Annotated in this window: 13 protein-coding genes; all 13 read left to right on the top strand. The window is 67.0% G+C overall.

Annotation, left to right across the window (positions count from 1 at the left end; translation table 11 throughout):
• Window positions 1-43 precede the first annotated feature (43 nt).
• Complete coding sequence (locus tag G6N14_RS09155; protein ID WP_163787107.1) at window positions 44-799, top strand: YebC/PmpR family DNA-binding transcriptional regulator; 756 nt, start codon at window positions 44-46, stop codon at window positions 797-799.
• Window positions 800-2,057: 1,258 nt separating this feature from the next.
• Window positions 2,058-2,366, top strand: a complete 309-nt coding sequence (locus G6N14_RS09150) for a PE family protein (RefSeq protein WP_085135933.1) — start codon at window positions 2,058-2,060, stop codon at window positions 2,364-2,366.
• A 1-nt stretch (window position 2,367) separates the two neighbouring features.
• Entirely contained in the window at window positions 2,368-3,951 is a 1,584-nt protein-coding gene (locus tag G6N14_RS09145) for a PPE domain-containing protein (RefSeq protein WP_085135934.1), read from the top strand.
• A gap of 143 nt (window positions 3,952-4,094) precedes the next feature.
• Complete coding sequence (locus tag G6N14_RS09140) at window positions 4,095-5,684, top strand: PPE domain-containing protein (RefSeq protein WP_085135935.1); 1,590 nt, start codon at window positions 4,095-4,097, stop codon at window positions 5,682-5,684.
• Window positions 5,685-5,728: 44 nt separating this feature from the next.
• Window positions 5,729-6,022: a type VII secretion protein EsxS gene (locus G6N14_RS09135; RefSeq protein WP_085135936.1), complete on the top strand. Its 294-nt coding sequence runs from the start codon at window positions 5,729-5,731 to the stop codon at window positions 6,020-6,022.
• A gap of 17 nt (window positions 6,023-6,039) precedes the next feature.
• Window positions 6,040-6,327: a WXG100 family type VII secretion target gene (locus G6N14_RS09130; protein ID WP_085135937.1), complete on the top strand. Its 288-nt coding sequence runs from the start codon at window positions 6,040-6,042 to the stop codon at window positions 6,325-6,327.
• Between the two features lie 124 nt (window positions 6,328-6,451).
• A complete protein-coding gene (locus G6N14_RS09125) occupies window positions 6,452-7,417 on the top strand; it encodes a TauD/TfdA dioxygenase family protein (protein WP_085135938.1) in 966 nt (321 codons plus the stop codon).
• Window positions 7,418-7,467: 50 nt separating this feature from the next.
• On the top strand, window positions 7,468-9,309 hold the full coding sequence (gene eccA, locus G6N14_RS09120; RefSeq protein WP_085135939.1) for a type VII secretion AAA-ATPase EccA: 1,842 nt from the start codon (window positions 7,468-7,470) through the stop codon (window positions 9,307-9,309).
• Window positions 9,306-10,916 carry a type VII secretion protein EccB gene (gene eccB / locus G6N14_RS09115; RefSeq protein WP_085135940.1) on the top strand — a complete coding sequence of 537 codons (1,611 nt, stop codon included), beginning with the start codon at window positions 9,306-9,308 and terminating at the stop codon, window positions 10,914-10,916. Before eccA ends, eccB begins: the two co-directional genes overlap by 4 nt.
• The gene (gene eccCa, locus G6N14_RS09110) at window positions 10,913-14,878 is read left to right on the top strand and encodes a type VII secretion protein EccCa (RefSeq protein WP_163787109.1); all 3,966 of its coding nucleotides are present in this window, start codon (window positions 10,913-10,915) and stop codon (window positions 14,876-14,878) included. Before eccB ends, eccCa begins: the two co-directional genes overlap by 4 nt.
• A gap of 40 nt (window positions 14,879-14,918) precedes the next feature.
• Window positions 14,919-16,316, top strand: coding sequence for a type VII secretion integral membrane protein EccD (gene eccD, locus G6N14_RS09105; protein ID WP_109559635.1), 1,398 nt, complete (start codon window positions 14,919-14,921; stop codon window positions 16,314-16,316).
• Window positions 16,313-17,725, top strand: a complete 1,413-nt coding sequence (gene mycP / locus G6N14_RS09100; protein ID WP_085133736.1) for a type VII secretion-associated serine protease mycosin — start codon at window positions 16,313-16,315, stop codon at window positions 17,723-17,725. The genes eccD and mycP overlap by 4 nt, the downstream gene beginning before the upstream one ends.
• Window positions 17,722-18,720 (top strand): type VII secretion protein EccE, encoded by a 999-nt coding sequence (gene eccE / locus G6N14_RS09095; RefSeq protein WP_085133735.1) that lies wholly within the window; start codon window positions 17,722-17,724, stop codon window positions 18,718-18,720. Before mycP ends, eccE begins: the two co-directional genes overlap by 4 nt.
• The last annotated feature ends 23 nt before the right edge of the window (window positions 18,721-18,743 follow it).

Below are 18,743 nucleotides of genomic sequence, written 5' to 3'. Positions count from 1 at the left end.
CTCGTCGCGCCGATTTTTTTTGCGACAGTGAGGTAGGTGATCGATGAGCGGCCATTCCAAGTGGGCTACCACGAAGCACAAGAAGGCGGTCATCGACGCGCGTCGTGGGAAGAATTTTGCGCGGTTGATTAAGAATATTGAGGTTGCGGCGCGGGTTGGTGGTGGTGATCCGTCGGGTAATCCGACGTTGTTCGATGCCATTCAGAAGGCGAAGAAGAACTCGGTGCCCAATGACAATATTGAGCGGGCGCGTAAGCGTGGTGCTGGTGAGGAAGCCGGTGGGGCGGATTATCAGACGATCACCTATGAGGGGTATGGGCCGAATGGGGTGGCGGTGTTGATCGAGTGTTTGACCGACAACCGTAATCGTGCTGCCAGTGAGGTGCGGGTGGCGATGACGCGCAATGGTGGGGCGATGGCCGATCCGGGGTCGGTGGCGTATCTGTTCAGTCGTAAGGGCACGGTGACCTTGGATAAGAACGGTTTGTCCGAGGATGACGTGTTGGCGGCGGTGTTGGATGCCGGTGCTGAGGATGTCAATGATCTGGGGGAGAGCTTCGAGGTGGTGTCGGAGCCGGGGGATTTGGTGGCGGTGCGTTCGGCGCTGGTGGAGGCGGGGATCGATTATGAGTCGGCGGAGGCCAGTTTTGTGCCGTCGGTGAGTGTGGCGGTCGATGTCGAGGCGGCTCGTAAGGTGTTCAAGCTGGTCGAGGCGCTTGAGGACAGTGACGACGTGCAGAACGTGTGGACCAATGTCGATGTGTCCGATGAGGTGCTGGCCGCCCTCGAAGCCGAATAAACCCGGCCGTAGCCGCACTCGGAAAGACAACTTTCAGCTCACTGGGAATGCAATTCGGTACACGCCTTCGGGGCTGGCACCGAGCATCCGCGCCATTTCCGCGGTGAGGGTTTGCCGCTGGCCGGCACGTGGGGCGTCGTCGATTCCGGTCGCTGAGCGCAAGGACTGCTCGAACAAATGTCAACCAGCCTGCAGCGCAATGGCATTGGCCGCAGCGAGCCGGTCGGAACGTTTGTCATCGCGGCTGTCGTAGACATAACTCACAAGGTTTGCTCTCGATGGGAGGGACGGATTCCTGGCGTGCCGCCGACGCGTCCTCGTCGCTTCCGGTGTCTGTTGCGCCTTTGTCAGTCACATCGCTACGCTGGCCGCACTACATCGGAGTAGTCGTTTGATGAGCGAGTGCGCGTCGTGGCGGCGCGCCGGGCTTGAAACCGATCTGCCCATCCACGGAGGTCCTGATGGCCGCTTTGACGCTGGCCGCCGGCACAATCCTTCCTGCCTGCGAAATGTCGCGGGATCGGCAGCTGAATCGCCAGTGGCGATGTCGCCGCCACTTTCTCTGACATCTGACGAGGCGTCAGGCGTTAGGTGACCCTACGCGGCTACTGGTCGCGATACCTGCGTGATCACTACGTCACGTCTTGTTTCAAAGGCACCGTTTGCGGGCCCAGATTCTTCCCCAAACCTGCCTCCTACCGGCGATCCGGCGGCACGTTGCGTGGCCCGAGTGCTGGTTGCGACCAGCTGAACGGTCCCGAGCAGCTGATCGCTGCGAATCCTTATGCCGTCCAAGGCATCATTGCTTCGTGCTGTCGTGCGCGCGAGCGGTTCGATCCGCGTTGCGTGAGCGTGTGTGTGACCGTAATAGTCGACAGTGCAACAGTTTTCGTCCCTCAGCGGCATCATCTCGATATCAAGCGTTCGACTTTCCGTAGCGCGCCTCAGCTGGCCGCTCTGCGAGGAACGACGCTGACGTGTTTTCGATAATCCAAGTGCCGGTGGGACTTTCGTCACCTGCTGATTCAAACTGGCCGCAGCCGCGGCGAGCGCTCAGTTCAGACCTCGGCGCCTTATGAAAACCGTTGTGCCACAACATAAACAAAATTAAGCAAGGGAGCGAGCGGTGACTGTCGTCCCGCTCAGCGCGTCGAGCAAGGCTGACGTCGGCATCGACACAGGGCGGTTCCTGGTGTCGTATGAGTACTCACCAGGCCAACCACCCGGGTTTGTCGTCCAGTGCGAAAGGAGATGCGTCATGGCACTACATGTCGTCCCCGAAGGACTGGAAGCCGCCTGCGCCCGCGTGGAGGCACTGACCGCCCGGCTGGCCGCTGTACACGCCGGCGCCACGCCCGTCATCACCGCGGTGGTTCCCCCGGCGGCCGACCCGGTGTCGCTGCAGAGCGCGCTCGCGTTGAGCCTCTTCGGCGGACGGCATGTCGAGATCGCAACTCACGGCACGGCAGAGCTGGGCCGGTCCGGTATCGGTGTCGGCGAGGCGGGGCTCAACTACGCCGCCGGTGACGCCGTCGCGGCGTCGGTCTATCCGAGTTGGGGCGGTTAGCGTGACCGCTCCGGCGTACATGGCACTGCCCCCGGAGGTGCATTCGACACTGCTGAGCAGCGGGCCAGGCGTTGGCCCAGTGCTGGCGGCGGCCGGGACATGGAATGCGCTCAGCGCCGAATACGCAGCGACCGCAGCAGAACTGAGCGAGGTGCTGGGAGCGGTTCAAGCCGGCGCGTGGCGGGGGCCGAGCGCGGAGTCCTACGCGGCCGCGAATGCGCCCTATCTGACATGGCTGACGCAGGCGACCGCCGACAGTGCCGCGGTGGCCGCCCAGCACGAGACCGTGGCCACCGCCTACACCGCCGCGTTGGCAACGATGCCGACGCTGGCGGAACTGGCCACCAATCACACCGTTCACGGGGTACTGGTGGCGACCAACTTCTTCGGGATCAACACGGTCCCGATCGCGCTCAACGAGGCCGACTATGCGCGAATGTGGGTTCAGGCGGCCACCACGATGAGCACTTACCAGGCGGTCGCGGGTGCCGCGGTCGCGTCGGCGCCGCCGACCCCTCCGGCGCCGGCGATCCTCAAGACGGAGGCCTCAGCTGGATCGGCGGATGCGGCGGACCCGTGGGGTCCCGCACACACCTGGACCGACCCGTTCCTGGAAGGTATCGCCGAGGTACTGCGGTGGGTGGGGATCAGCTGGGACCCAGCGGCCGGCACCGTCGAAGGGCTGCCCTATTCGGTGCATGTCAACCCGCTGACCCTGTCGTACTGGGTGAAGAACACGGTGACCCTCATCCAGGAGCTCGACTACGTCATCAGCAACGTGGGACTGCACCCGGAAGTGGCGCTGCTCCTGCTCAACCCGGCGAACCTCGCGACATTCCTGCTGGCGCATCCCCTGGTCGCCATCGAGTTGGGCGCCGCGATCTCCGCGAGCCTTGCCGCACCGTTTGCGAGCCTCAGTGCGTTGTCCGCCCTGGCCAACCTGCCGCGGCCGTTCGACCTGCCCCTTCTGGTCGACGTGGTTCCCGAGACCGCTTCGGCGCCGGGCGTGCCGGTGACGACGGGCTCGAACCTGCATCTGGTGAGTGTGTCCGCATCCGTGCCCGCGACGGGGTCCCCGGCGGCAGCGCCGCCGGCGAGCGCCCCGGCCGGATCGGCACCGGCGCCGGCTGCCCCGGCGGCGGCGGGCATGGGTGCCGTGTTCCCCTACATGATCGGTTTCGGCGGCGGTCCCGGAGTCGGATTCAATACCAACAACCGGACCGGAAACGGCACCGGCGCGCAGGCGAAAAGCCCGGCTTCGGACTCCGCCGCGGAGGAGTCGGCGGCGCGGCGGCAGGCCCGGAACCGACGGCGCCGACGTGCCCAGCTGAATGAGCAGGCGCGCCAGTACGCCGACATGGATGCCGACCCGGAGTGGGAGACGCCGGATGACGGTCCGAGCGCCTCCCAGGGGGGCGCGGGACAACGCGGCTTCGGCGGCGGTGTTGTCAAACACGATGCGCAAGAGGCAGGTTTAGCCACCCTCGCCGGTGATTCCTTCAATGGTCTTCCCATTGAGCCGTTGATGCCGAGCACCTGGACCGGTCAGTCCAGCAACGGGGCAGGTGGGTCACCACCGCAGTGACTGACCGTGGGTGAAGCAAGGCAATCAACGTCGAAATGGAGATAGACCGTGAGTTTGTTGGATGCGCCGGTTGCGCCGTTGGGGGCGGAATCGGCGCTGGGGATCGAGCGGCGGCCTGAGCCGTCCGAACCGGGGCGGCTGACATGACCGCCCCGACGTGGATGGCGTTGCCGCCGGAGGTCCATTCCACGCTGCTGAGCAGTGGCCCGGGTCCGGGTCCGGTGCTGGCCGCGGCCGGGACGTGGAAAGCGCTGAGCGCAGAGTACGCGTCAGCAGCCACCGAACTCGGTGAGGTGCTTGCTGCGGTACAGGCCGGGGTGTGGCAAGGGCCGAGCGCGCAAACCTACGTGACCGCACACGCTCCCTACCTGGCGTGGCTGACGCAGGCCAGCGCCGACAGTGCCGCGGCGGCCGCCCAGCATGAGAGCGTGGCGGCCGCCTACATCACCGCGTTGGCGGCGATGCCCACGATGGCCGAACTGGCCGCCAATCACGCCGCGCACGGAGTGTTGTTGGCGACGAACTTCTTCGGGGTCAACACCGTTCCGATCGCGCTCAACGAGGCTGACTACGCGCGGATGTGGGTCCAGGCCGCCACGACGATGAGCACCTACCAGGCGGTCGCCGGCGCCGCAGCCGCGTCGATCCCGCCGACCCCTGCGGCGCCGGCGATCCTCGCCTCGGCGGGTGCCGCGGATTCGTCGGACCCGTGGGACCCTGCCCGCCGATGGACCGATCCCTTCCTCGAAGGCATCTCCGACGTGGTGCATGCGGTCTTCGGCCTCCGCTGGGATCCGGTGACGGGCACCATCGACGGCCTGCCCTATAACGCCTACACCAACCCGTTGACGTTGGCGTACTGGCTCAAGAACACGTTGACTCAGATCCAGGAGATCGACTACATCGTCGCTAATTTTGCGGAGAACCCCGAAGTAGCGCTGCTGCTGCTCAACCCGGTGACCCTCGCACCGTGGTTGCTGGCGCATCCGCTGACCGCGATCGAGCTGGGCGTTGCGATCTCCTCCAGCCTTGCCTCGCCGTTTGCCAGCCTGAGCGCGCTTTCGGCCCTGGCAGCCCTGCCGCGGCCGTTCGCGCTGCCCATGATGATCGACGCGGTCGCTGAAGTTGCAGCAGCCCCCGCCGCGCCGGTCACGACGGGCTCGCATGGGCACGTGGTGAGCGTGGTGGCCGGGTCCGTCCCGGCCACCGGGTCCCCGGCAGCCGCTCCTCCGGCCAGCGCTCCGGGCGGGGCATCTCCGCCGGCGCCCGCAGCGGCTGCTCCCGCCGCTGGATTCGCCTTTCCGTACATGATCGGATTCGGCGGCGGTCCCGGTGTCGGATTCGATTCGAACAACCGGACCGGAACCGGCACCGGCGCGCAGGCGAAGAGTCCGGCGTCGGACTCGGCGGCAGAGGAGTCGGCGGCGCGACGAGCCTCACGGGCGCGGCGGCGACGGCGTACGCAGATTCGTGATCACGGACACCAATTCGCCGACATGAACGTCGAAGTGGACGCCGAATGGGAATCGCCGGCGGGCGGCAGCCCGATCGCTTCGCAGGGGAGCGCGGGTGCGATCGGGTTCGGCGGAAACATCGTCAAACACGGTGTGCAAGAGGCGGGATTGGCCACCCTGGTCCGCGACTCCTTCAATGACGTTCCCAGCGAGCCACTGTTGCCGGCCAGCTGGACCGGTCCATCGACTGAAGGAGCCGCAGATAACGAAGAGAGTTGAGGGTCGGTGAACACAAGGCAATCGAAGTGGACAGGAGATAAGCGATGAGTCTGTTGGATGCGCATATTCCGCAGTTGGTGGCGTCGGAGTCGGCATTCGGTGCCAAGGCGGCGTTGATGCGGTCGACGATGGCGCAGGCAGAACAAACGGCGTTGGCGGCGCAGGCGTTTCATCTGGGTGAGGCGGCTGCAGCGTTTCAGGGTTCGCACGCCCGGTTTGTGGCCTTGGCGGCGCGCGTGAACGTGTTGCTGGATCTGGCTCAGGCCAATCTGGCGGATGCCAGCGGTACCTACGTGGCTGCCGATGCGGCCGCGGCGAGCACCTACACCGGGTTCTGAGCAGAAGGGATTGAGTGATGTCACAGATTCTGTACAACTACCCGGCGATGCTTGCGCACGCTGGGGAGATGAATGGGCACGCAGCGACGTTGCAAGCCGTCGGCGCTGATATCGCCGCTGAGCAGGCGGCATTGTCGGCGGCATGGCAGGGCGATACGGGTACGACGTATCAGGCGTGGCAGGCGCAGTGGAATCAGGCCATGGAGGAGTTGGTGCTGGTCTACCGTGCGATGGCCACCACCCATGAGACCAACACCTTGGCGATGCTGGCCCGCGACACTGCCGAGGCTGCCCGCTGGGGCTGACATCTGGCCCGATCTCATTCGAAAATAATTCCGCCGAAACGCATTAGGCCAGCAGACGCGCCGGATTACCGCGCGCCGGCTCGACTCTTTCATGAACCAGCCAGACCAATAAAGGAGAAGTTTTATGTCCAGCCAATCGTTGTCCACCCGCGCCGACTTGGACGTGGTGAAACTCGGGGAATACATCGGTGCCCGGATCGACGGAGTCCGGTTGGGCGGTGACCTGGACCACGAGACCGTCACCGCGATCAACGACGCTTTGGTGGCCCACAAGGTCATCTTCTTCCGTGGGCAGCACCATCTCGACGATGCCAGTCAGGCCGAGTTCGCTAACTTGCTGGGCACCCCGACGGCCCCGCATCCGCTGCTGAAGGGCGAGGGCGCGATTCTTCCCATCGACTCCTTCGGCGGCACCAGCGCCAACAGCTGGCACACCGACGTCACGTTCGTGGACCGCGTTCCCAAGGCATCACTGCTGCGGGCCGTGGAGTTGCCGTCCTACGGCGGGACGACACTGTGGGCCAACACCGTCACCGCTTACCAGGAGCTGCCCGAGCCGCTGGCACGGCTGGCGGACGAGCTCTGGGCGGTGCACAGCAACGCCTTCGACTACACGCAGCTGGATCTGACGGACTCCAAGCAGCTCGAGAAGTATGCCGAACTGCTGAAGTCGGAGGAGTTCCTGAACTACATCCAGACGTTCAACTCCACCACGTACGAGACGCAGCACCCCGTGGTGCGGGTGCACCCCGAGAGCGGGGAACGTTCCCTGCTCCTGGGTAACTTCGTGCAGCGAATCTCCGACGTCAAGAGCTCCGAGTCGCGCGTGCTCTTCCAGCTCTTCCAGGAGCGAATCACCCGTCCCGAGAACACGATCCGGTGGAACTGGCAACTGGGCGACCTGGCCATCTGGGACAACCGCGCCACCCAGCACTACGGAGTCGCCGACTTCGGACAGGAGCACCGGCGGTTGCACCGAATCACCCTTGCCGGCGACATTCCGGTCAGCGTCAAGGGCGAACGCAGCCGCGTCTTCCAGGGTGACGCTTCGGCGTATTCCGTTATCGGAGAAGCTCGAGCGGTGGCGTAAGCCACCGTTCGAGCCGGGCCGTACAGCTTTGAGTGGGAAGTGATTCGAGGATGAGTAACCGTGACGTAGGCGTGCTGGAGGCACGTACTCGCACAACCCGGGTGGATGCAGACATCGTCAGCCGGTTTGCCACCTGCAGTCGAGCGCTGGGCATCGCGGTCCACGGTCGGAAACGGCCCGCCGACCTGGCCGCTGCCCGCACCGGCTTCGCGGCGCTGACTCGGGTCGCCCATGAGCAATGCGATGCGTGGGTGGGCCTGGCAGCGGCTGGAGACACTTCAGCACGCGCGCTGGAAGCGGTGTGGCGTACCGCACCGACCCTGGGCGCTCTGCAGCGGCGCCTGGACCTACAGCAGGGTGCGCTGGGTTTCACCTACGACTCTGGCCTGTACCTGCAGTTCCGTGCCACCGATCCCCACGACTTCCAGCTGGCATACGCGAGCGCGCTGGCAGCGGCCGGCCGCTACGGAGAGGCGTACCGGCTCGCCACCGAGATCGCCGAGCGCCGGCCGAACTTCCGTGACGCCCGCTGGATCGCGACGGTGATCCACTATCGCGCCGAGCGATGGTCGGATGTCGTCAAGCTGTTGACCCCGATCGTCAACGACACCGACTTGGATGCGTTGTTCTCCCATGCCGCCAAGATCGCGCTCGGCACCGCGCTGGCGCGGTTGGGCATGTATGCGCCGGCGTTGTCCTACCTGGAGGAGCCGGAGGGGCCGATCGCGGTCGCGGCCACGGACGGGGCGTTTGCCAAGGGGCTGATCCTGCGCGCGCAGGACGATGAGGAGACCGCGGCCGAGGTGCTGCAGGACCTCTATGCCGCCAACCCGGAGAACGACCAGATCCAAGAGGCCCTGTTGGACCACAGCTTCGGGATCGTCACCACCACCGCTGACCGGATCGCCGCGCGCACCGATCCGTGGGACCCCGCCACCGAGCCGACCGAATCGGACTTCATCGATCCCGGCGCGCAAGAGCGCAAGGCCGAACTATTGGCGGAGGCAGAGCGCGAACTGTCGGAGTTCATCGGCCTCGAGGAGGTCAAGGACCAGGTTCAGCGGCTGAAAAGTTCAGTGGCGATGGCCATCCGGCGTGAGCAGCATGGGCTGGCCGTCGCTCAGCGCGCCCACCACCTGGTCTTCGCCGGTCCTCCCGGGACGGGTAAGACCACGATCGCCCGCGTGGTGGCGAAGATCTACTGCGGTCTGGGGCTGCTGAAGAAGGAGAATGTTCGCGAGGTGCATCGTGCCGACCTGATCGGCCAGCACATCGGTGAGACCGAGGCCAAGACCAACGCCGTCATCGACAGTGCGCTCGACGGTGTGCTGTTCCTCGACGAGGCCTACGCCCTGGTGGCCACCGGCGCCAAGAACGACTTCGGTCTGATCGCCATCGACACCCTGCTGGCGCGCATGGAGAACGACCGTGACCGCCTGGTGGTGATCATCGCAGGTTACCGGGCTGACCTGGACCGGTTCCTGGACACCAACGAGGGTCTGCGCTCCCGGTTCAGCCGCAGTATCGACTTCCCGTCCTACACGGCGGCGGAGCTGGTCGAGATCGCAACGGTGATGGCCGAGCACCGCGACAGCGTGTTCGATCCTGCCGCGCAGCAGGACTTGCAGGCGCTGTTCGCGGAGCTGGCCGAGGCGTCGCACCCCGACGCCAACGGCGTCGCCCGCCGCAGCCTCGACATCGCCGGCAACGGCCGGTTCGTGCGAAACCTCGTCGAACGCTCCGAGGAGGAGCGCGAGTTCCGGCTGGACCACTCCGAGCACGCCGGCACAGAGACGTTCACCGATGAGGAGCTCATGACGATCACAGCTGACGACGTTCGCAACTCGGTGGCGCCGTTGCTGCGCGGTCTGGGCCTGGAGGTGAAGGCGTGAGCGCCCCGTTCGATCACCCGGAAGAGGAGCGGCGCTCGTTCGCCTCGCGCACCCCGGTCAACGACAACCCCGACCGGGTGGAGTACCGGCGCGGATTCGTCACCAAACATCAGGTCAGCGGATGGCGATTTCTTGTGCGGCGGATCGCCGCCGGCCTTGCCCTGCACGACACCCGGATGCTGGTGGAGCCGCTGCGCGCGCAGTCGCGTGCGGTGCTGATGGGGGCGGTTCTGCTGGTAGCCGGTTTGGCCGGCTGCTTTGTCCTGTCGTTGATCCGCCCCGGTGGATCGGCCGGCAACGATGTCATACTGTCCGACCGCGCCACCTCGGCGCTGTACGTGCGGGTCGGGGAGCAGTTGCACCCGGTGTTGAACCTGACGTCGGCGCGCCTGATCGCCGGGCGTCCGGCCAACCCCACAGCCGTGAAGACGGCTGTATTGGACAGCTTCCCGCGAGGCAACCTGTTGGGAATTCCGGGTGCACCCGAGCGCACGGTGCAAAGCACCGAAACCGATGCGGAGTGGACGGTGTGCGACGCGGCTTCTGGTTCGGCTGTCGGGGTGACGGTGATCGCGGGGCCGTTGGACAGCAGTGGCTCTCGGGCTGCGGCGCTGGGCGCTGAGCGCGCGGTGTTGGCCGACAACGGTTCTGGGACGTGGCTGCTGTGGGACGGCAAGCGCAGCCGGATCGACCTGGCCGACCGCGCCATCACCGCCGCCCTGGGCCTGGATGCGGGTGCGGTGAAGCCCCGCCCGATCGCCTCTGGATTGTTCAATGCGATCCCCGAGGCACCGGCGTTGGTACCGCCTGCCATTCCTGAGGCAGGAGTTCCGCCGCGGTATGGGCTGCCGGAACCGGTGCCCGTCGGCGGGGTCGTCGTCGCGCACGAGATCGGGGACAATTCCGATGCCGTTCGCCAGTACTACGCGGTTTTGGAAGACGGTTTGCAGCCGATTTCCGGGGTGCTTGCGGCGGTGTTGCGTAACACTGATTCGCACGGTTTGGAGCGGCCGCCGGTGTTGGGTGCTGACGACATTGCGCGGTTGCCGGTGTCGCGGCAGTTGGATGTGTCACGGTTCCCGGACAAGCCGCTGCATGTGGTCGATGGGGTGTCGGCGCCGGTGACGTGCGCGCAGTGGAGTAAGCCCGCGGGAGCGAGCACCAGTTCGTTGACGTTGCTGTCGGGTTCGACGCTGCCGCTGCGCGAGGGTGTTCCGACATTGGATCTGGTGGGGGCCGGGGTTGGCCGTACCGCCGCCCGCGTCGCATTGACGCCCGGCCTGGGCTATGTCGCCCAGGCCGTCGGTCAGGCCCCGGCCTCGGAGCCGGCGGGATCGCTGTTCTGGATCTCCGATACCGGTGTGCGGTACGGCCTCAGCACCGAAGGCGGCCCTGGCGGTGCCGGTGCTGACACGGTGTCGGCGTTGGGTTTGAGTGGGCCGGTGTTGCCGGTGCCGTGGTCGGTGCTGTCGCAGTTTGCCGCGGGGCCGAGTCTGTCGCGGGCTGATGCGTTGTTGGCTCATGACGGGTTGCCGCCGGATCCGCGTCCGGGTCGTCGTGTGGTTGGTGAGCTGGGCGTGGTGTCGAATGTGGGAGAGTCACGATGAGTCGTTTGATTTTTGAGGCGCGTCGTCGGTTGCCGGTGCCGCCGGTGGATCGGGGTGCGATCACGGTGGAGGCGCCGCCGGAGTTGCCGCGGTTGGTGCCGGCGTCGTTTTTGCAGCGGGCGTTGCCGGTGGTGATCGTGGCGTTGATTGTGGGCATGGTGATTGCCATGGTCGCGACGGGGATGCGGTTGGTGTCTCCGGTGATGTTGTTCTTCCCGTTTGCGTTGTTGGTGGCGGCGGCGGGGATTTATCGGGGTGGGGATAAGAAGACTCGCACCGTTGAGATCGATGCTGAGCGGGCTGATTATCTGCGGTATCTGTCGGTGGTTCGGGACAATATTCGCGGGGCGGCGGCTAAGCAGCGGGCGGCGGCGGAGTGGTCGCATCCGGATCCGGTGGATTTGGTGGCGGCGCCGGGTTCGCGGCGGCAGTGGGAGCGCGATCCGCACGACGAGGATTTCCTGGTGGTGCGGGTAGGCCGGCATGCGGTGCCGTTGGCCAGTGCGGTGCGGGTGGCCGATATCGCCGATGAGATTGATCTGGAGCCGGTCTCGCATTCGGCGTTGCGGTCGTTGTTGGACACCCAGCGCACGGTGCGTGATGTGCCGGTGGGGCTGGATGTGGCGAAGGTGTCGCGGGTCACGGTGCTCGGTGAGGGTGAGGACGGCGCTGATGAGGTGCGGGCGGCGTTGCGGGCGTGGGTGGCTCAGGCGGTGACGTGGCATGACCCGACGGTGTTGGGGGTGGCGTTGGCGTCGCCGGAGTTGGAGTCGCCGGCGTGGTCGTGGTTGAAGTGGTTGCCGCATGCCGATATCGCCGGCTCTGTCGATGGGGTGGGCCCGGCCCGCTACCTGGCTTCGACTGCTGCGGAGTTGGTGGGGTTGTTGGCGCCGGAGTTGGCGTCGCGTCCGGCGTTCACCGGTGAGGCGGGTGAGACGGCACGGCATCTGCTGGTCATTGTCGATGACCCGGATTTCGATGTGGCGGGTTCGGTGTTGGGGGCCGCGCGGGCCGGGGTGACGGTGGTGCAACGGGCGGCGGTGGCGCCGCATCGCGAGCAGTACGCCGATCCCGAACGCCCGATCCTGCGGGTCACCGCCGGTGGGGTGGCGTTGGATCGGTGGCAGGGTGGGGCCGGCTGGCAGCGTTGGGTCGATGCCGCGGACTCGTTGGGGGCGGCGGAGGCTGCGCATGTGGCGCGGCGGTTGTCGCGCTGGGATTCCAATCCGACGCATGCCGGGTTGCGGTCGGCGGGCACGCGGGGGGCGACGTTCACCACGTTGTTGGGGATCGCCGATGCCTCGCGGTTGGATGTGCCGGCGTTGTGGGCGCCGCGTAGCCGCGAGGAGGAGTTGCGGGTTCCGATCGGGGTGACCGCGACCGGTGAGCCGTTGTACTTCGATCTCAAGGATGAGGCCGAGGGCGGGATGGGCCCGCACGGGTTGATGATCGGCATGACCGGCTCAGGTAAGTCGCAGACGTTGATGTCGATCCTGTTGTCGTTGTTGACCACGCATTCGGCCGATCGGCTGATCGTGATCTACGCCGACTTCAAGGGGGAGGCCGGCGCGGACATCTTCCGGCATTTCCCGCAGGTGGTGGCGGTCATCTCGAATATGGCCGAGAAGAAGTCCCTAGCCGATCGGTTCGCCGACACCTTGCGTGGGGAGGTGGCGCGCCGCGAGTTGTTGCTGCGTGAGGCCGGCCGGCGGGTGCAGGGCAGTGCGTTTAACTCGGTGACCGAGTATGAGGCGGCGATCGCGGCCGGCCATGATCTGGCGCCGATCCCGACGTTGTTCATCGTGGCCGATGAGTTCACGTTGATGCTGGCCGATCACCCGGAGTATGCGGAGTTGTTCGACTATGTGGCCCGCAAGGGCCGCTCGTTCCGGATCCATATTCTGTTCGCGTCGCAGACTTTGGATGTCGGCAAGATCAAAGACATCGACAAGAACACCTCGTATCGGATCGGGTTGAAGGTCGCGAGCCCGAGTGTGTCGCGGCAGATCATCGGTGTCGAGGACGCCTATCACATCGAGTCGGGTAAAGAGCACAAAGGTGAGGGCTTTTTGGTGCCCGCTCCGGGGGCGGCGCCGATCAAGTTCCGCTCCACCTATGTCGATGGGATCTATGACCCGCCGCGCCAGGCACGGTCGGTGGTGATGCATGCCCTGCCGGAGCCGAAGTTGTTCACCGCTGCCGCGGTGGACTCCGGTGCGGAGACGGTGGTGGTCGGTGAGGCCGAGGATGAGGTGCTGGGTCCGCCCCGCAAGCTGATCGCCACCATTGGGGATCAGTTGGCCGGGTATGGGCCGCAGGCCCCGCCGTTGTGGTTGCCGCCGCTGGATGAGCCGATTCCGCTGGCGCAGACTTTGGCCGGGGCGGGCATCGGGGCGCGGCAGCTGCGCTGGCCGTTGGGGGAGATCGACAAGCCGTTCGACATGCGTCGGGACCCGCTGGTCTTCGATGCCCGCTCCGCGTCGGGCAACCTGCTGATTCACGGGGGCCCCAAGTCGGGCAAGACCACCGCGTTGCAGACGTTCATTCTGTCGGCCGCGCAGCTGCATTCCCCGCGGGAGGTCAGTTTCTATGTCCTCGATTACGGCGGCGGGCAGCTGCGGGCCCTGCAGGATCTGGCCCATGTGGGCAGTGTCGCCTCGGGGCTGGAGCCTGAGCGGATCCGGCGGACCTTCGGTGAACTCGAGCAACTGCTGACCGCCCGTCAGCAGCGGGAAGCGTTCCGTGACGGCAGTATCGGTGCCCTCAACGACGGTTACGGTGAAGTGTTCTTGGTCATCGACAACCTGTATGCGTTCAGCCGCGACAACACCGATGCGTTCAACACCCGCAACCCGTTGCTGGCCAAGGTGACCGAGCTGGTCAACGTCGGGCTGGCCTACGGCATCCACGTGGTGGTCACCACCCCCAGTTGGCTGGAGGTGCCCTTGGCGATGCGTGACGGGCTGGGTATGCGTCTGGAACTCAAACTCCACGACGCCCGCGACAGCAATGTGCGGGTCGCCGGGGCGTTGACGCGGCCCGCGGAGGCGGTGCCGGCCAACCAGCCCGGCCGGGGTCTGACCATGGCCGCTGAGCACTTCTTGATCGCCCAACCCGATCTGGGCCAGATCGCGGCGATCAATGCCCGCCATCCCAGGCTGGCCGCACCCCCGGTGCGTCTGCTGCCGACCAACCTGGCCCCCGAGGAGGTCGGCCCGATCTACCCGGCACCGGAACGCATCGTCATCGGGGTCCGCGAAGAGGACCTGGCCCCGGTGCAGGTGGACTTCACCGCCAACCCGTTGCTGCTGGTGCTCGGGGATGCCAAGTCCGGCAAGACCACCTTGTTGCGGCACATCATCCGCACCGTGCGGGAGCACTCCAGCGGCGAGCAGGTGGCGTTCACCGTCATCGATCGGCGCCTGCATCTGGTCGACGAACCGCTGTTCGACGACAACGAGTACACCGCCAATGTGGATCGGGTGATCCCGGCGATGCTGGGCCTCTCAGCGTTGATCGGCTCCCGGCGGCCCCCGGCCGGTTTGTCGGCGGCGGATCTGGCCGCCTGGCGCTATGAAGGTCACACCCATTACCTGCTCATCGACGATGTCGACGCCATCCCCGACAGCCCGGCCCTGACCGGGCCCTACGCCGGGCAGCGGCCGTGGACCACCCTGATCGAACTGCTCTCCCAAGCAGGCGATCTCGGGTTGCGGGTCATCGTCACCGGCCGGGCCACCGGCTCCGGGCATGCCCTGATGACCAACACGCTGCTGCGGCGCCTCAACGACCTGCAGGCCACCACCCTGATGCTGTCGGGCAACCCCGCCGACAGCGGCAAGATCCGCGGCCAACGCTTCGCCCGCCTGCCCGCAGGCCGCGCAATCCTGCTCAACGACAACGACGAACCCACCTACCTACAACTAGTCAACCCGCACTTCAGCCCAACCTTGACGCGCTAGGAGAAGAACCCATGTCCCTTCTGAAGCAGAGGACCCCGTGATGGCCAACGCTGTGATACCGATTGTGCGGATAGCCGTCCTGGCCGAGAGCCGGCTGACGGAGATCGCTGTGCCCGCCGACCTGCCGCTACGCGAAATCCTGCCCACCGTTCAGCGACTGGTGGTGCCGTCCGTCTCCGATGAGGTTGACGGCAGCGGCGACGACACCGCCCTCGACCGGCTCACCCTCGCGCCGATCGGTGGTGCACCGTTCAGCCTGGACGCCAGCCTGGACACCGTCGGCGTGGTCGACGGGGACCTGTTGGCCCTGCAGCCGGTGCCCGCGGGGCCGTCTGCGCCGGGGATCGTCGAAGACATCGCCGACGCCGCGGTGATCTTCTCAGGCTCCCGGCGCAAGCCCTGGGAACAGGGGCATGTCCGGGCGGGGGCATTGGCGACAATCGTCGGATTGATTGTGTTGGCAACGGCTCTGGCGGTGACACATCGGTTGGCGACCGGAGCCCCTACGGGGTTGATCGCCGTCGGCGCAGTCGCCGCGCTCACCGCACTGACCGCGCTGGTCGTTCGTCCACCGCACAACTCAGTGTTGTCGATCGCCGCGCTGGCACCCATCGCCGCGGCGCTGACCTTGGCGGTGCCGGGGCCGTTCGGGCCCGCACAGGTAACGCTGGGTGCCGCCGGCGTTGCGGCGTGGTCGTTGATCGTTGTCGTCGGTTCGCGCCGTGATCTCGGATTCTTCACTGCGACGAGCGTGGTCGGCGCCGGCGTCGCGCTGGCGGCCGCGGTCGAGACGTTATGGGCGCTGCCACTGAGCAGCATCGGCGGGGGACTGGTCGTACTGGCCCTGCTGCTCACCGTCTCGGCCCCGCATCTGTCCGCGCTGTGGGCGCGGTTCCCGCTGCCCGCCATCCCGGCACCGGGCGATCCGACCCCGTCGGCTCCGTCACTGCGCGTGCTCGAGGATCTGCCTCGCCGGGTGGCGGCCGGCGAGCAGTACCAGACCGGATTCATCGCCGGTGGAGTGCTGCTCGGTGCTCTCGGTGCGTTCGCGATCGCCGCTCGACCGGAAGCCGCCCCGTCGTGGGGGTGGTACGTGGTCATCGCCAGCGTGGCCGCCGCCGCGCTCCGTGCCCGGGTATGGGATTCGGTGGCCGGGAAATCCTGGTTGCTGGCCCAGCCTTTCCTGGTGGCGACGGCGCTGGCCGTGCTCTACGCTGCGACCGGCCGCTACCTGGCCGCGTTGATCGCAGTAGCGGCGTTCGCCGGTTTGGCAGCGGTATGGGTGCTGGCCGCTGCGGTTCCGGCAGTCGCTGATCCACACAGCTATTCGCTGCCGGTGCGTCGACTGGTCGGCTTCCTCGCCTCCGGTCTGGACGCATCGCTGATCCCTGCGGTCGCCTACTTCGTCGGCATCTTCAGCTGGGCGCTCAATCGATGAGCCCTTCGGGCCCGGTATGGGGGGTGTCGAGGGCGGTCCGATTGGCCGGGCTTGCCGGAGTCCTCGTCGCGGCGCTGTGGACAGCCCCGCCGGTCATGGCGATCACCCCGCCGACCATTGATGCCGGCGCAGTACCGCCGAGCGGGACTCCGGGTCCCGTGCAGGCCACCCGGCAGAACAGCGAGTGCAGCACTACCGAGATCATCGGCGGAGGTGATCTCACAGATGCCACCGCTGGGCTGCGCCAACTCGATCTGCCGGCGGCGTGGCAGTTCTCTCGGGGTGAGGGCCAGACAGTGGCCATTATCGACACCGGCGTACGGCTCGGGCCGCGGCTGCCGGCCGTCGAGCCGGGAGGGGACTATGTCGGTACCACCGACGGCCTCACCGATTGCGACGGACACGGAACACTGATCGCCGGACTCGTAGCCGGACAACCCGGCGACGACGGCTTCGCCGGTGTCGCGCCCGCGGCACGGCTGGTCTCGCTCCGCGCCGCGTCGGCCAAGTTCAGCCCGGCTGCAGCGAGTGGCGACCCCGAGTTGGCCCAGGCAGCTTTCGATGTGGCGGCGCTGAGCCGGGCGATCGTGCACGCCGCGGACCTGGGTGCGCGGGTGATCGCCGTCTCGGCAGTGCACTGCTTGGCCGCTGACCGCGACATCGACCAGACCGAACTGGGTGCGGCGATCCGCTATGCGGTGGTCGACAAAGACGCTGTCGTGGTCGCCGCAGCCGGTGACAGCGGCGCTACCGGGTCGGCCCCGGGTGCCGCGGGTTGCCAGTCCAACGCGCTGACCGATCTGAGTCGGCCGGAAGACCCGCGTGGATGGTCGAGCGTCACCTCGGTGTCGATCCCGTCGTCCTGGCAGCCCTATGTGCTGTCGGTGGGATCGGTGGCCCCCAACGGCCAGCCCTCCGCATTCACCATGGCCGGCCCGTGGGTCGGTGTCGCCGCGCCGGGGGAGAACATCGTCTCCGTGAGCAACCGCGACGACGGTGGCCTGGCCAACGGGCTGCCCGGTCCTCGGCAGAAACCGGTGCCGCTCAGCGGAACCGGGTACGCGTCCGGATACGTGGCCGGTGTCGCGGCGCTGATCCGGAGCAGGTACCCGGAGCTGAACGCAGCGCAGGTGATTCACCGGATCACCGCCACCGCGCGAGACACGGCTCGCGCGCCGTCCAACCTGCTCGGTGCCGGAACTGTTGACCCCGTCGCCGCGCTGACATGGCACCTGCCCGCCGGATCCGTCCCGAACACGGAGCCGGTGAAGCGGGTAGCCGCGCCACCGCAACCAGCACCGAAAGACCGCACGCCGCAGCTTGTCGCATTCGGCGGCATCACGGTGCTCGGATTGGCCGTAGGCGCCGCCGCGATCACGGCGCGCCGCAGAAAGGAGACCACCCTGTGAGTACGCACCGATCATCGTCGCCGGGAACCGGGCGGATCACGCTGGTGCTGTTCGTGGCGGTCGCCGCTGCGACGGCGTACCCCTGGCAGACGGCGCGCGAGCGCTGGGTGCTCGGCATCGGCCTGGCCGTGGTGGCCGTGGCCTTGGCTCGCCGGCGCGGGCTGCCGGTGACCACGCTTCTCCGGCGCTGGGCAACGATCAAACGTCCGAAACGCGGCGTACGCAGAGCGCGCAGACCGGGCACCGAAGCCCGGGTCACCGCGCTGCTGGCCGTCGCGGCGCCGGCGGAGGACCCCGACCTGCTTCCCTTGCCGCTGATCGCCGGCTACCTGGACCGTTACGGCCTGCACGCGGACGCGATCCGGGTGACCAGCCGAGACGTTGGGGACCACGCCGGCACCCGGGAGCGCGCCACGTGGATCGGGCTGACCTTTTCGGCCGTCGACAATCTCGCTGCGCTGCAGGCACGTTCACCGGAAATACCGTTGCACCAGACCGCCGCCGTCGCGGCGCGCCGCCTGGCCGATCATCTCCGTGAAGCCGGTTGGGTGGCCACCCCTGTCGAGCCCGACGACATTCCACGACTGGATGCCGCGGGCTCGCGTGAGACCTGGCACGCCGTTGTTCAGGAAAACGGGGATCACCTTGCCGCGTATCGTGTTACATCCGGCCAGGATGTATCGGATCTGCTCTCGAAGGTTTGGGCATACCCGACGCCCGAGACATGGACGGTACTGGAGATCTCAGGATCCGGCGATGAGCAGACGCTGGCGCTGGCCACCGCATTCCGTACCGGCGCCCCGCCGAGCCCCGGTGGGCCGCTGTCGGGGCTGGGGCCCCAAGTCGGAAACCACCGGGCGTCGCTGGCAGCGCTGCACCCGTCATCGGGCCAGCGGCTCGACGGCCACGCCGCCGCGGGCGCGCAGTGGTTGAGCCCGCTTCGTTGGCCCAGCACTACCGCGCAGCGCCTTGCGGCCGATGCCGCAGCCAGCTAGCTGTACTGACCACGGACGTTGGT

The organism is Mycolicibacter hiberniae (assembly GCF_010729485.1).
GTDB classification, from domain to species: Bacteria; Actinomycetota; Actinomycetes; order Mycobacteriales; family Mycobacteriaceae; genus Mycobacterium; species Mycobacterium hiberniae.
The sequence above is the reverse complement of the archived record's forward strand: the minus strand, read 5'-3'. Positions and strand labels throughout refer to the sequence as shown.